A 13,565-nucleotide genomic window follows, 5' to 3' on the forward strand; every position below is an offset into this window, starting at 1 on the left:
CATGGGTTCCGGAGGGGTGATCGGGATGGACGACACGGTGCACCACGGGGGCGACGGCACGGTGCCCGAAGGGGGCTACGGCCCCGTGCCCGAAGGGGGCGACGGCCCCGTGCCCGATCCCGGACGGGCCGGGACCGGCTCCCCTCCGATCCCCGGCGCGGGACCGCCCGGCGGCCGGTCGCTCGGCTGGATCGAGCTGATCGCCGCCGTCGTCCTCTACGTGGCGCTGACCGCCGTCGGCGGCCTCGGCCTCGCCCTCGTGCTGGGGCTGCAGGGGATGCTGCGCGCGGCGGTGCCGCTGCTCGTGGTCACCGGCACGTGCACGCTGCTGACCGCGCTGATCGCGCTCGCGCTGCGGGTGCGGTGGCCCGGGGCCGTCGGCCTGCGGCGGTCGGCGCTGCGCTGGCTGGTGATCGCCGTGGTCGGTGCGCTGGTGCTCCGTGGCCTGGCCTTCGGCGTCGGCGTGCTCTGGACGGAGCTGTTCGGTGAGCCGTCGAACCCGCAGGCCTTCCTCGGCGAGGCGCTGTCCGGCACCGACCCGCTGACGATCGCCGGGGTGATGCTCGCGGGGGCGCTGCTGGTCCCGTTCGCCGAGGAGCTGCTGTTCCGCGGGATCGGATACGGCGCACTGCGGCAGTACGGCGGCCGCTACGCCGTGGTCCTCGCGACCGTGGTGAGCGCGGCGGTGTTCGCGCTCGCACACGGGCTCAACGTCGTCATGCCGATCGCGTTCCTGCTCGGCGTCACCTGTGCGCTGCTCTACGAGCGCTCCCGCTCGATCTGGCCGGGCGTCGTCGCGCACGTGGTGTTCAACGCGTCCGGATTCGTGCTCGCCACCCTGCTGCTCTGAGCGGCGGGTTCACACATGAGGGGCCCCGCAATGACCCTGGAGATCGACTCCCTGACCAAGCGCTACGGCGACACCCTCGCCCTCGACGGCATCTCCTTCGACGTCCGTGACGGCGAGATCGTCGGCTTCGTCGGCTCCAACGGCGCCGGGAAGACGACGACGATGCGGATCGCGCTCGGCGTGCTCGCCGCCGACTCCGGCGAGGTCCGCATCGGCGGCAGGCCGGTGGACCTCGACGTCCGCCGCACCGTCGGCTACATGCCCGAGGAGCGCGGGCTCTACCCGAAGATGAAGGTCGGTGAGCAGCTCAGCTACCTGGCCGAGCTGCACGGCGTGTCCCGCACCGGAGCCCGGCGGGCGACGCTGCGCTGGGCCGAGCGGCTCGGCGTCGATTCCCGGCTCGGCAGCACCGTCGACGCGCTGAGCCTGGGCAACCAGCAGCGCGTCCAGCTGGCGGCGGCGCTGGTGCACGACCCGGCGGTGCTCGTGCTCGACGAGCCGTTCTCCGGGCTCGACCCGGTCGCGGTCGACGTGATGAGCGAGGTGCTGCGGGAGAAGGCGCGCACCGGGGTACCGGTGCTGTTCTCCAGCCACCAGCTCGACCTGGTGCAGCGGCTCTGCGACCGCGTCGCGATCATCGCCTCGGGGCGGATCCGCACCGTCGGCACGGTCGCCGAGGTCCGCCGCGGCGGCGGGACCCGGCTGGAGGTCGACGCACCCGCCGCACCACCCGGCTGGGCGGACGGCCTGGCCGGGGTCACCGTCGAGCGGTACGACGCCGGCCGGACGACCCTGCAGCTCGCCGACGGCGCCGACGACCAGGCCGTCCTCGCCGCCGCACTCGCCACCGGCCCGGTGCACGGGTTCACGGTGCACACCCCGTCGCTGACCGAGCTCTACCGGGAGGTCGTCGCATGAGCACCGTTCCCTCTCCCTCGTCCACCGGCACCACGTCCGGCGAGACCCCCGGCGACACCACGTCCGGCGCCGTCCCGGCCCGGGGCGGGGCCGCGCCGTCCGCAGGCGGGCCTGCCGGACCGCCCGGATCCGCGCTGCCCGCCTCCCGGGCGATCGCGCTGGTCGCCCGTCGGGAGTTCCGCGCCCAGGTGAGCAAGCGCTCCTTCGTCGTCAGCAACGCGATCACGCTGCTGGTGATCGTCGGCGGCATCGTCGCGTTCTCCGTGTTCGGCGGCGGGCCCGACGAGCGCCCGACGGTCGGGGTCGCGGGCGATCCCGCGCTCGCCGCGGCCGTCACCGCCGCCGGGGACCGGCTCGGCACGCCCGTCGACGTCCGGCCGCTGGACTCCGCCGACGCCGGCCGGGGTGCGGTCACGGCGAAGGACCTCGACGTCGCCGTCGTCCCGCAGCCCGGCGGGGCCACCGCGATCGTGCAGGAGAAGGTGCCCGCCGAGGTGCGCGGCGTGCTCGACGCGGCACTGGAGCAGCGGGCCCGCGACACCGCGCTGACCCGGCTCGGGGTCGACCCGGCCGCGCTGGACCGGGCCGTCGTCCCGCCGGTGCTCACCGTCGACGCCGCGGCCCCGCCGGACCCGCAGGAGGGGCAGCGGACCGCGATCAGCTTCGTCGCGCTGTTCCTGCTGTTCGGGCAGATCCTCGGCTTCGGCACCGTCGTCGCGATGGGGGTGGTCGAGGAGAAGTCCAGCCGCGTCGTCGAGCTGCTGCTGTCGACGATCCGGCCGCTGCACCTGCTGTGGGGCAAGATCCTCGGGATCGGCGCGGTCGGGCTGGTGCAGCTGGGGCTCTACGGCGTCGCCGGGATCGGCGCCGGGGTGGCGACCGGGATGCTGACGATCACCGGCACTGCGGTCGGGGTGTTCGCGAGCGTGCTCGGCTGGTTCGTGCTCGGCTACGCGTTCTACGCCGTGCTCTACGCCGCCGCCGGGTCACTGGTGTCGCGCCAGGAGGACGTCGGCTCCACCACCAGCCCGATGATGCTGAGCCTGATGGTGCTCTACGGCACGGCGTTCTACTACGTCAGCTCGCCGGACGCGACGCTGGTGCAGGTGCTGTCCTGGATCCCGCCGTTCTCGGCGATCCTCATGCCGCTGCGCACCGCGGACGGCTCGGCGACCGTGCTGCAGGTCGTGGTCGCGGTGGTGCTGATGCTGGCCGCCGTCGCCGCGCTGGCCTGGGTGGGGTCGCGGATCTACCACCGCTCGGTGCTGCGGATCGGGGCGACCGTGTCGTGGCGGGAGGCGCTGCGTCGGTGAGGCGGCGGGCCTCCTCACTCTGCCCCGAGGGGCACCCTCGTTCCCGCCGGCGGTAGCGGGGGTGCCCCTCGGGGCAGCGCGGCGGTAGCCGGGGCCCCTCGGGGCAGGGCGCGGAGCCGGCGGGGCCGGGGCTCAGAGCTCGATCAGCTCGCGGGGCAGCCTGGTCAGGGCGACGGCGGGGCCGCCGGCGACCACGTGCAGGGTGTCCTCGATCCGTACCCCGCCGTGTCCCTCCAGGTAGACGCCCGGCTCGACGGTGACGACCTGCCCGGCGGCGATCGTCCCGAACCCGTTGCGTGACAGCCACGGTGCCTCGTGCACGGCCAGCCCGACGCCGTGCCCGAGGCCGTGCGGGAACTCCTCGCCGTAGCCGGCGTCGTCGATCACGGAGCGGGACGCGGCGTCGACGGCGGCGACGGGTGTCCCGTCGGCCAGCGCGGCCCGGCCGGCCGCGGCGGCGGTGTCGACGAGCGCGTGCAGGTCGCGCTGCCAGTCCGCGGCGGGGCCGAGGCAGAACGTGCGGGTGGTGTCGGAGTGGTAGCCGTCCAGCGCCGCCCCGAAGTCGATCTTGACGAGGTCACCGCGGCGCAGCACCGTCTCCGACGGGCCGTGGTGCGGGATCGCCGAGTTGGCGCCGGCGGCGAGGATCGTGTCGAACGACGGCCCGGCCGCCCCGAGCCGGCGCATCCGGTCCTCCAGGTCGAGGGCCACGTCGCGTTCGGTGCGTCCGGGGGCGAGCCCGCCTGCGTCGAGCAGGTCGCGCAGGGCGGTGTCGGCGAGCTCGCAGGCCGCGCGGATCGCGGCGACCTCGGTGTCGTCCTTGGTCTCGCGCAGCCTCCCGACCAGTCCGGGCGCGCGGCGCAGTTCCCGGCCGGGGACCGCGTCGCGGACGGCAGCGAGGCCGTCGACGGTGAGCGTCGCCGAGTCGTAGCCGAGCCGGGTCCCGGCCGGGACCCGGGACGCGACCGCGGGCGCGCTCGGCCGGTCGATGACGACGTCGAGGTCCGGGCACTGCTCGGCGGCCTGGATGCGGTAGCGGCCGTCGGTGCAGAGCAGGTCGGTGCCGGCGTCGCCGCCCGGGTCGGCGACGACGACCGCGGCGGCGTTCGAGCCGGTGAACCCGGTGAGGTAGCGGACGTCGAGCAGGTCGGTCACCAGCAGGGCGTCCAGCCCGCTGGTGTGCAGGTGTTCGCGCAGTGACGCGCGGCGCTCGGCGTGGCCCATGCATCCGACCCTATGTCCTGTGCCCATGTGTCCTAGTGTCGCGGGCATGGGCCTGTACTTCCGCCAGCTGCTCTCCGGCCAGGACTACGCCGTGGGCGACCCGATCGCGACGCAGATGGTCAACTTCTCCTACCTGCTGGGCGACACCGAGACGCGGGAGGCGGTCGTCGTCGACCCCGCCTACTCCCCCGAGGAGCTGCTCACCGCGCTCGACGAGGACGGCATGCGGCTCACCGGGGTGCTCGCGACGCACCACCACCCCGACCACGTCGGCGGGCAGATGATGGGCTTCGACCTGGTCGGGGTCGCCGACCTGCTGGCGAAGCACCCGGTGCCGATCCACGTGCAGCGCAGCGAGGCCGAGTACGTCACGAAGGTGACCGGGCTGTCGGCGACCGACCTGACCCCGCACGACCACGACGACGTCCTCGAGGTCGGCGACGTCGCGATCCGGATGCTGCACACCCCCGGGCACACCCCGGGCAGCCAGTGCTTCCTGGTGCCGGACCCGGACGGGGACAAGCTCGTGGCCGGGGACACGCTGTTCCTGCAGGGCTGCGGACGCACCGACTTCCCGGGCGGTGACGCCGGGCAGATGTACCACTCGCTGCAGCAGCTGGCCTCGCTCAAGGGCAACCCGACGGTCTACCCGGGGCACCGCTACACCGACGCCGCGAGCGCCGCCCTCGACGACGTGCAGCGCACCAACATGGTCTACAAGGCGCGCGACGCGGCCCAGTTCGTGGACGTCTTCGGCGGCTGAGCACCGGTGCGGACGGGGTCGTCGGTGCGGGCCGGGTCGTCTGGGTCGCCCGAGCGGGCCGGGTTCTACGGCCGGACCGGGTGCCACGGGCGGGACCGGTGACCGGGCCGCAGGCGGTGGTCCTGGTGGAGGGGGCCAGCGACGCGGCCGCGCTGGAGACCCTCGCCCGGCGGCGCGGGTCGTCGCGCACCACCGTCGCCGACGGCGTCGTGATCGTCGTGCTGCACGGCTACACCAACCTGCCGGCGGCACTGCGCGCGCTGGATCCCGTGGTGCCGCAGCGCATCGCGGTGCTGTGCGACGAGGGTGCCGCGGGGTGGGTGGCCCGTACCCTCGGTCCCCGCATGCTCGATCCCCGGGTGCTCGGTCCCGGCCTACTCGGAGCCGCGTCCGGCCCGCCCCGAGACGGGACGACGCCGGTGACCGTGCGGGTCTGCCGCAGCGACCTCGAGGACGAGATGATCCGGGCGCTGGGTGCCGGGCGGGTGCAGGAGCTCGTCGACGCCGAGGGCGAGCTCGCGTCGTTGCGGTCGATGCGGTGTCAGCCCGCGCAGCGCGAACGGAGCGCCGAGCAGCAGCTGCACCGGTTCCTCGGCACCCGGGCGCGGCGCAAGGAGCGCTACGGCGCGGTGCTCGCCGGTGCCCTCGACCTCACCGCGCTGCCCGAGCCGCTGCACCGGGTGCTCGACGACGCCGGGCTCTGACCCACCGGGCCGGGCCCGCCGCTCAGCGGCTGATCGCCGCGTACGCCGTCTCCAGCAGTGCCGGGTCGGGGCCCTCCAGACGCCCGGGCTCGGCCAGCCCGTCGAGGACGACGAACCGCAGCGTGCCCGCGCGGGACTTCTTGTCCCCGCGCATGGTGTCGACCAGCTCGTCGAGCGCCCCGGCCTCGTACGTCGTCGGAAGCCCCACCAGCTCCAGCACCTCGCGGTGCAGGTCTGCGGTGGCGTCGTCGAGCCGGCCGGCGGCGCGGGCCAGCTCCGCGGCGAACACGGTGCCGACGGCGACGGCGTTGCCGTGCCGCCAGCGGTAGTTCTCCCGGCGCTCGATGGCGTGGCCGAGGGTGTGGCCGTAGTTGAGGATCTCCCGCAGGTGCGACTCGCGCAGGTCCGCGCCGACGACGTCGGCCTTGACCCGGATGGCGCGGCGCACCAGCTCGGCGAGCACCGGCCCGGCCGGGTCGAGCGCGGCGCCGGGGTCGGCGCGGACGCGGTCGAGGATCACCGGGTCGGCGATGAACCCGGCCTTCCAGACCTCGGCCGACCCGGCGACGAGCTCGGCGCGGGGCAGCGTCCGCAGCGTGTCCAGGTCGACGAGCACCGCGGCCGGCTCGTGGAACGCACCGACCAGGTTCTTCCCGGCGGCGGTGTTGATGCCGGTCTTGCCGCCGACGGCCGCGTCGACCATCGCCAGCAGCGTGGTCGGGACGTGCACGACCGCGATGCCGCGCATCCAGGTGGCGGCGACGAACCCGGCGAGGTCGGTGACCGCTCCCCCGCCCAGCCCGACGACGACGTCGGCGCGGGTCAGCGCGGCGTCGGCGCAGGCCTGCCAGCAGGCGGCGAGCGAGTCGAGGGACTTGCCTGCCTCGGCGTCGGCGACCTCGAGGGTCGTCGCGGCGATCCCGGCGGCCTCGAGCTCGGCGCGGGCGGCCGCGGCCCGGTCGGTCAGCGTCGGCGGGTGGATGACGAGCGCGCGCCCGGCGCCGGTCCCGGCAACGACCTCGGGCAGCCGGGCGGCGACGCCGTGCCCGACGAGCACCGGGTAGGGGCGCTCGGCGTTCACCTCGATGCGGACCGAGCCGTCGGACTCGACGGTGCCGGAGGCGTCGGGCGTGGCGGTGGTCATCGGTTCTCCGGTGCGTTCTGGGGGGTGTCCTGCCGGTCGGTGCCGGAGCCGGCGGGGGTGCCGAAACCGGGGCTCGGCAGAGCGGAGGTGTCCCGCGGGGTGGGCCGGTCGTTCGGGTCGTCGGTGCCCGGGCCGGAGCCGCGTGCGGGATCGGCAATCCCCAGCTCGCCCAGCACGGCGGCGACGACCTGGTTGGGGCTGCGCCGCGCCGTCGGGACCTGCACGGTCGCGACCTCGGCGTAGAGCGGGGCCCGCTCGGTCAGCAGCGCCCGGAACCGGGCCCGCGGGTTCACCCCGGCCAGCAGCGGCCGCGCGGTCGACATGCCGGTGCGGCGCACGCCGTCGGCCAGGTCGACGTCGAGGGCGACGACCCGGTGCCCGGCCAGCAGCTCCCGGGTCTGCTCGGCCAGGACCGCACCGCCGCCGAGGGCGAGCACCCCGTGCCCGGCCTGCAACTGCTCGGCGACGACCTCGCGCTCGAGGGCCCGGAACGCGGCCTCGCCCTCCTCGACGAACATCTCCGCGATCGGCTTCCCGATCCGCTCGACGATCACCGCGTCGGTGTCGCCGAACTCCAGGCCGAGCCGCTTCGCGAGCAGCGTGCCGATCGTCGTCTTGCCCGACCCGGGCGGCCCGACCAGCACCAGGAACGGGGCGCCGTCGGTGTCCGCGCCGGTGGTGGCCGCGGCGCCGGTGCCGCCCGGCCCGGTCACCGGTCCCCCGCGAGGCCGTCGGCGACCAGCTCCTCGGCGGTGCGCTCGCCGGCGAGGTAGGCGGTGACGTTGCGGCGGGTCTCGGCGAGGGAGTCCCCGCCGAACTTCTCCAGCACGGCCTCGGCGAGCACCAGCGCCACCATCGTCTCGACAACGACCCCGGCCCGCGGCACCGCGCAGGCGTCGGAGCGCTGGTGGATGGCGGTGGCCTCCTCGCCGGTCGTGGTGTCGACCGTGCGCAGCGCGCGGGGCACCGTGGAGATCGGCTTCATGGCCACGCGCACCCGCACCGGCTCGCCGTTGGTCATGCCGCCCTCGATGCCGCCGGCGCGGTTGGTGAGCCGGGTGACCGGCACGGTGCCCGCGGGGCCCTCCCCGACGCCGCCGGCGGGGACCATCTCGTCGTGCGCGGCGGAGCCGCGGCGGTGCGCGGTGCGAAAGCCGTCACCGATCTCGACGCCCTTCATCGCCTGGATGCCCATCAGCGCCGACGCGAGCCGCGCGTCGAGGCGACGGTCGGCCTGGACGTAGGTGCCGACGCCGACCGGCATGCCGTAGGCGATGACCTCGATGACGCCGCCGAGGGTGTCGCCGTCGTCGTGCGCGGCGTCGATCTCGGCGGCCATCCGGGCACCGGTCTCGTCGGTGAAGGCCCGCACCGGGTTCGCGTCGATGCGCTCCAGGTCGTCCGGGCCGGGCAGCGGCTCGTCGTCCGGGGCGTCGACGGCGCCGATCCCGACGACGTGCGACACGATCCGCACCCCGAGGGCCTGCTCCAGGAACGCCTTCGCGACGGTGCCGAGCACGACCCGGGCCGCGGTCTCCCGGGCGCTGGCACGCTCCAGGACCGGTCGGGCCTCGTCGAAGCCGTACTTGGTCATCCCGGCGAGGTCGGCGTGGCCGGGCCGCGGGCGGGTCAGCGGGGCGTTGCGGGCGCGGTTGGCGATCAGCTCCGGGTCGACCGGGTCGGCGGCCATGACCGTCTCCCACTTGGGCCACTCGGTGTTGCCGATCCGGACGGCGATCGGGCCGCCCTGGGTGACGCCGTGCCGGACACCGCCGATCACCTCGAGCTCGTCGGCCTCGAAGGCCATCCGCGGGCTCCGGCCGTAGCCCAGCTTCCGGCGGGCCAGCTCGGCCTGCAGCTCCTTGGTGGTGATTCCGACACCGGCGACCATGCCCTCGAGCACACCCACCAGTGCCGGGCCGTGGGACTCCCCGGCGGTGATCCATCGCAGCACGTCGTCCATCCTCTCACCTGCGGTTCTGCGGTCGTCCGCCCGGTCGGGCGGGCGCGCTCACACCGGTTGCTCACAGCGGTGGCGCCGGCCCGCCCGTGCCGAGCACCCCGGCCGCGGTCACGCTCGCCAGTGCCGCGGCCAGCAGCACCGGCCCGAACGGAAGCCGCGACCCGAGTGCCGCGCGACCGGCGAGCACCGCACCGGCGGCGACCGCACCGGCCAGCACCGCGGCGGCCACGGCTCCGGCCAGCAGCACCGGCCATCCGGCCCCGCCGAGCGCGGCACCGACCGGCAGCGCCAGCTTCACGTCTCCGGCACCCAGCGACACCGGCGACACCAGGTGGACCACGGCGTAGGCACCGGCGAGCAGCGCGGCGCCTGCCGCGCCGCGGGCCACCGCGTCCCAGCCGGCCGGGGCCAGGGCGAGCAGTACCACCGGCAACGCGGGCAGGGTCAGCGCGTTGGGCAGACGCCGGTGCACCAGGTCGGTCGCCGACCCGGCCACGGCCAGCCAGCACAGCACCGCGACCGGGACCGCGGCGGCGGCGTCGAGCACACCGGTGGCGACGAGCCCGGCCGTGCAAGCCCAGAGCAGGCCCAGCGCGGCCTCGCACCAGGGCGGTGGGACCACGGCCCCGCGCGGCAACCCTGCGAGCCATCGGCGGGTGCGGATCCCGGCGAGCACACCGAGCCCTCCGGCGAGCAGCACGGCACAGAGCCCTCCGGCGAGCAGCACGGCACAGAGCCCTCCGGCGAGCAGCACAGCACCGAGCCACCCGGCGAACAGGACGGGTGTGACCGTCAGGAGTGTCATGGGTCGATCGTGCTGCCATCCGGCGACGCCGGACCGGAATTCCGGGGCCCTGGGGACCGCCGCGCGGGGTGGGGACAGCTCCCGCCGCGAACGGAGCAGCACCTGCGGCGGACAATGGAGCAGTGGGGACCGGACGCACCGACGAACGCCGGGCCGGGGCGGTCGTCCGGGCCGAGGTCGACCACGGCTCCGCCGAGCTGGTGCAGGACGCCGACCGGCCGTCGTCGTGGACGCTGCTGCTCGACGGCACCGCCCAGTCTCACGTCGACCTGGCCGATCCGGAGCACCTCGAGTTCGAGTACGTGCGCCGGATCGCGCACGTCGCCGACCTGGTCGGCGAACCGGGACGGCCGCTGCGGGTGCTGCACCTCGGCGGTGGCGCCTGGACCCTGGCCCGCTACCTGGCGGCGACCCGGCCGCGGTCGCCGCAGACCGTGGTCGAGCTTGACGGGGCGCTGGCCGCGCTGGTCGCGCGCTACCTGCCCGACCCCGGCGAGCCCGGCGTCGTCACCGCCGAGGCCCGCGCGAGCCTGGCCGGGTTCGCGGCGGCGTCGTTCGACCTGGTCGTGCTCGACGTGTTCGCCGGTGCCCGCACCCCCGCCCAGGTCACGACCGCGCAGTTCCTGGCCGCGGTGCGCCGGGTCCTGACGCCGGGCGGGGTGTACGTGGCCAACCTCGGCGACGGCGCCCCGTGGCCGTTCCTGCCCGGCCAGGTCGCCACGCTCGGGGCCGCGTTCGCCGAGCTGGCCCTGGTCGCGTCGCCGGAGGTGCTGCGCGGCAGGCGGTTCGGCAACATCGTCCTGGTCGCGTCCGACGACGAGCTCCCGGTCGCCGATCTCATCCGCCGGGCCGCGGGTGACCCGTTCCCGGCGCGGGTCACCGGCGACGGGGACACCCGCGCGTGGGCCGGGGACGCGGCCGTCGTCACCGACGCGACCGCGGTCCCCTCGCCCCGTCCTCCGGCCGGCTTCTGGGGCCAGTGACCGGCCGGACGGTGGCGACGTCCCCGCTCAGGTGAGCGACGGGTCCACCAGGACCTTCATCTTCCGGCCGTCCTTGAGCGCGTCGAAGCCCTCGGCCACGACGTCGCGCATCGCGATCGTCTCGACCCAGCCGGTCGGGTCGTAGTGCCCGCGCGCCATCAGGTCGATGACCGCGGCGTAGTCCTCGGCGGTGTAGCAGAGCGAGCCCTGGATCCGGGACTCGTTCATCACCAGCTGCGCCAGCTCGGTGGTGAGCGGCTTCTCGTAGATGGCCACGCTGACCAGCGTCCGGCCGGCGCCGACCGTGGCCAGCGCGGTGTTCACCGCGGGCTCGACGCCGGCGGCGTCGTAGGCGGCGTCGGCGCCGCGGCCGCCGGTGATGTCCGCGATCGCCGCGGGCACGTCGGTGGCGGCCGGGTCGAGAGTGGCGGCACCGAGGCGTTCGATCGCCGCCCGCCGGGTCGGCGACGGCTCGACCACCCGCACCTGCTCGACGCCCATGCCGCGCAACGCGAACCACAGCCCGATGCCGATCGGCCCGGCGCCGAACACGACCGCCGTCGACTCCGGTGTGAGGTCGCCGAGCTTCGCGGCGTGGTAGGCCACCGACATCGGCTCGACCAGGGCGCCCATCTCCAGCGACGCGTCGTCGGGCAGCCGGTGCAGCATGTGCTGGGGAACGACGGTGGTCTCGGCCATGCCGCCGTCGGACATCAGGCCGTGGAAGCCGATCTGCCGGCACACGTTGTAGCGGCCTGCGGTGCAGCGGTCGCAGGTGCCGCACCAGTACAGCGGCATGACAGCGACCCGGTCCCCCTCGGCGACGGCGTCGACGCCGGCCCCGACCTCGACGACGGTGCCGGAGAACTCGTGCCCGAGCGTCAGCGGCAGCTCCGCGCCGGTCAGCGGGTGCGGGTCGCCGTCCGGGATGAAGATCGGCCCGGCGAAGTACTCGTGCAGGTCGGTGCCGCAGATCCCGTTGAAGCCGACGCGCAGCCGGACCTGCCCGGCGCCGACCGGGGCCTCGGCCACGTCGTCGATGTCGATCTTCCCGCGTCCCCGGTAGACGACTGCCCGCATCGCTGTCTCCTCGCTCGTGACGACGTTGTCACGTGCGGGTCTACCGAAGCGGGAGGTCGCCCGTCACGGGTTGGGCCACCGTTGCATGCGCATCCGGCGACATCGGATCCGGCGACATCGGATCCGGCCAAGTCAGAAGGCGCCTGCCGCCCGCGCCTTCTCCACGTTGGCCAGGTGCTCCGGGAACGTCTCGGCGAAGCACGAGGAGCCGTCGGTGCCGCAGCGCACGAAGAACAGCCACTTGCCCGCGGCGGGCTTCTCCGCGGCCGTGAGTGCACCGGTGGACACCGAGCCGACCGGGGTCGGCGGCAGGCCGGTGTTGAGGTAGGTGTTGTACGGGCCCGGGGCGGCGCGGGCCTCGGGCGTCGTGCGCAGTGCCTGCATGTCGAGCGGGTAGTTGACCGTGGAGTCGAGCTCCAGGCGCTGGTTCGCCGCGAGCCGGTTGGAGATCACCCGGGCGACCTTCGACATGTCTTTCGCGATCGACTCCTTCTCGACCAGCGAGGCGAGGATCAGCGTCTTGTACGACTCGCCGCCGCGCAGCCCGGCGGCCTCGAGCCGCTCGGCGGAGGCGGACACGACCTGGCGCAGGACGTCCTGCGGTCCGGCGGTCGGGTCGACGTCGTAGGGGCCTGGGGCGACGAGGCCCTCCAGCCGGCGCTGCGGCGCGGCCGCCTTGTACCCCGCACGCGCCCAGGTCGGCACGCCGAGCTCGGCCGGGTCGGCGCCCGCCATGGCCTTGCGCAGCTCGTCGACGCTCGTGCAGCGCGGCTGGTCGTCGCCGGTGCCGAGGCAGGTGGCCCGCGAGATCTGGGTGAGCACCCCGGGGGCGACGGTGCCGTCCGGGGCCTTGGTGTCGTCGAGCTGCACCCCGCCCTTGACGTCGAGGAACCCGACGCGGTGCTCCGGTGCGACGATCGCCGACGCCGCGGACGAGCCGGACATCTGCTCGCGCAGCTCGTAGTAGCCGGGCTGGACCCGCTGGATGCCGCTCTGCTCGGCGGCGGCCTCCAGGAACGCACCCCGGGAGGCGACGACGCCGCGGTCGAGCAGGGTCGTGGCGATCGCGCCGGTGGTGTCGCCCTGCTTCACCCGGACGACGACCGAGCCCGTTCCGTCGCCGGTGAAGTCGTCCGGTCCCGTGCACGCCGCCGCCACGGCGACGAGCATCGCACCGGCGAGCAGGGCGGTGCACAGCAGCCAGACCCTGCGGCGGCGGTGCGGTTCGGGCGCCGGGCGGACGCGGACGGGCCGCGCGGTCACGGGCGCACCCGGTCCCCGGTGGGGCGGGGACGCGTCGTCGTGGACTCACCGGCGCCGCTCACGGCCACGAGGGTAACGGTCATGTGTCCCCGCCGCGGGCGAACCCCGGCGGAGACGATCATCATCCTCGGGTGGTATCCAGCCAGCCCTGCAGGATGGCGACGGCGGCCTGCTGGTCGATCACCGAGCGCTGCTTGCGCCCCTTGACCCCGCGCCCGGCCAGCTGCCGGGTGGCCACGACGGTGGTCATCCGCTCGTCGGTCAGCTCCACCGGCACGTCGAGCCCGGCCTCCAGCGCGGCGCAGAACTCGCGCGCGGTGCGGGCGGCCGGACCGTCCTCGCCGCGCAGGTTGCGGGGCAGGCCGAGCACGACACCGACGACGTCGTGCTCGGCCACCAGCTCCGCGATGCGGCGCACGTCGGCGCCGCCCTCGAGATCACGCGGCACGGTCTCCACCGGCGTCGCGAGGATGCCGTCGGGGTCGCACAGCGCGACGCCGACGCGGACCGCGCCGACGTCGATGCCGAGCCGGCGACCGCGCGTCCAGGTCACCG

Annotated in this window: 14 protein-coding genes; 6 read left to right on the plus strand and 8 right to left on the minus strand. The window is 75.2% G+C overall.

Translation table 11 applies throughout. From position 1 onward, the window contains the following. The first annotated feature begins 1 nt into the window (after position 1). Genes ACLE50_RS11565 through ACLE50_RS11575 form a run of 3 tightly spaced genes read left to right on the plus strand, consistent with a single transcriptional unit; the run spans position 2 to position 3,081 of the window. Entirely contained in the window at positions 2 to 850 is an 849-nt protein-coding gene (locus ACLE50_RS11565; protein ID WP_410943467.1) for a CPBP family intramembrane glutamic endopeptidase, read from the plus strand. Positions 851 to 865: 15 nt separating this feature from the next. Continuing rightward, complete coding sequence (locus ACLE50_RS11570) at positions 866 to 1,768, plus strand: ABC transporter ATP-binding protein (RefSeq protein ID WP_410943468.1); 903 nt, start codon at positions 866 to 868, stop codon at positions 1,766 to 1,768. After that, positions 1,765 to 3,081, plus strand: coding sequence for an ABC transporter permease (locus tag ACLE50_RS11575; protein WP_410943469.1), 1,317 nt, complete (start codon positions 1,765 to 1,767; stop codon positions 3,079 to 3,081). Before ACLE50_RS11570 ends, ACLE50_RS11575 begins: the two co-directional genes overlap by 4 nt. Before the next feature lie 132 nt (positions 3,082 to 3,213). Here ACLE50_RS11575 and ACLE50_RS11580 read toward each other — a convergent pair whose 3' ends face one another. After that, positions 3,214 to 4,305 carry a M24 family metallopeptidase gene (locus ACLE50_RS11580; RefSeq protein ID WP_410943470.1) on the minus strand — a complete coding sequence of 364 codons (1,092 nt, stop codon included), beginning with the start codon at positions 4,303 to 4,305 and terminating at the stop codon, positions 3,214 to 3,216. A gap of 46 nt (positions 4,306 to 4,351) precedes the next feature. Here ACLE50_RS11580 and ACLE50_RS11585 point away from each other — a divergent pair, with 46 nt between their 5' ends. Further along, on the plus strand, positions 4,352 to 5,068 hold the full coding sequence (locus ACLE50_RS11585; protein WP_410943471.1) for an MBL fold metallo-hydrolase: 717 nt from the start codon (positions 4,352 to 4,354) through the stop codon (positions 5,066 to 5,068). Positions 5,069 to 5,166: 98 nt separating this feature from the next. After that, the gene (locus ACLE50_RS11590) at positions 5,167 to 5,772 is read left to right on the plus strand and encodes a hypothetical protein (RefSeq protein WP_410943472.1); all 606 of its coding nucleotides are present in this window, start codon (positions 5,167 to 5,169) and stop codon (positions 5,770 to 5,772) included. 22 nt (positions 5,773 to 5,794) lie between these two features. On the opposite strand, the gene aroB is transcribed toward ACLE50_RS11590, so the two are convergent. From aroB to ACLE50_RS11610, 4 genes are all read right to left on the minus strand, one after another. After that, the gene (gene aroB / locus ACLE50_RS11595; protein ID WP_410943473.1) at positions 5,795 to 6,916 is read right to left on the minus strand and encodes a 3-dehydroquinate synthase; all 1,122 of its coding nucleotides are present in this window, start codon (positions 6,914 to 6,916) and stop codon (positions 5,795 to 5,797) included. Next, positions 6,913 to 7,629, minus strand: coding sequence for a shikimate kinase (locus tag ACLE50_RS11600; protein WP_410943474.1), 717 nt, complete (start codon positions 7,627 to 7,629; stop codon positions 6,913 to 6,915). Before ACLE50_RS11600 ends, aroB begins: the two co-directional genes overlap by 4 nt. Beyond that, on the minus strand, positions 7,626 to 8,870 hold the full coding sequence (gene aroC, locus ACLE50_RS11605) for a chorismate synthase (protein WP_410943578.1): 1,245 nt from the start codon (positions 8,868 to 8,870) through the stop codon (positions 7,626 to 7,628). Before aroC ends, ACLE50_RS11600 begins: the two co-directional genes overlap by 4 nt. Positions 8,871 to 8,940: 70 nt before the next feature. Beyond that, complete coding sequence (locus ACLE50_RS11610) at positions 8,941 to 9,684, minus strand: prepilin peptidase (RefSeq protein WP_410943475.1); 744 nt, start codon at positions 9,682 to 9,684, stop codon at positions 8,941 to 8,943. A gap of 122 nt (positions 9,685 to 9,806) precedes the next feature. Between ACLE50_RS11610 and ACLE50_RS11615 the strand changes: the two genes are divergently transcribed. Further along, positions 9,807 to 10,667 (plus strand): spermidine synthase, encoded by an 861-nt coding sequence (locus ACLE50_RS11615; protein WP_410943476.1) that lies wholly within the window; start codon positions 9,807 to 9,809, stop codon positions 10,665 to 10,667. Between the two features lie 27 nt (positions 10,668 to 10,694). Here the strand turns inward: ACLE50_RS11615 and ACLE50_RS11620 are convergent, their stop codons facing one another. From ACLE50_RS11620 to ruvX, 3 genes are all read right to left on the minus strand, one after another. Further along, entirely contained in the window at positions 10,695 to 11,747 is a 1,053-nt protein-coding gene (locus tag ACLE50_RS11620; RefSeq protein WP_410943477.1) for a 2,3-butanediol dehydrogenase, read from the minus strand. 132 nt (positions 11,748 to 11,879) lie between these two features. Next, a complete protein-coding gene (locus tag ACLE50_RS11625) occupies positions 11,880 to 13,010 on the minus strand; it encodes an endolytic transglycosylase MltG (protein WP_410943478.1) in 1,131 nt (376 codons plus the stop codon). Positions 13,011 to 13,131: 121 nt separating this feature from the next. Continuing rightward, positions 13,132 to 13,563, minus strand: coding sequence for a Holliday junction resolvase RuvX (ruvX, locus tag ACLE50_RS11630; RefSeq protein ID WP_410943479.1), 432 nt, complete (start codon positions 13,561 to 13,563; stop codon positions 13,132 to 13,134). Positions 13,564 to 13,565 lie beyond the last annotated feature (2 nt).

Origin of the sequence: Pseudonocardia phyllosphaerae, from assembly GCF_046546475.1 — a bacterium.
In the GTDB taxonomy this organism is placed as follows: domain Bacteria; phylum Actinomycetota; class Actinomycetes; order Mycobacteriales; family Pseudonocardiaceae; genus Pseudonocardia; species Pseudonocardia phyllosphaerae.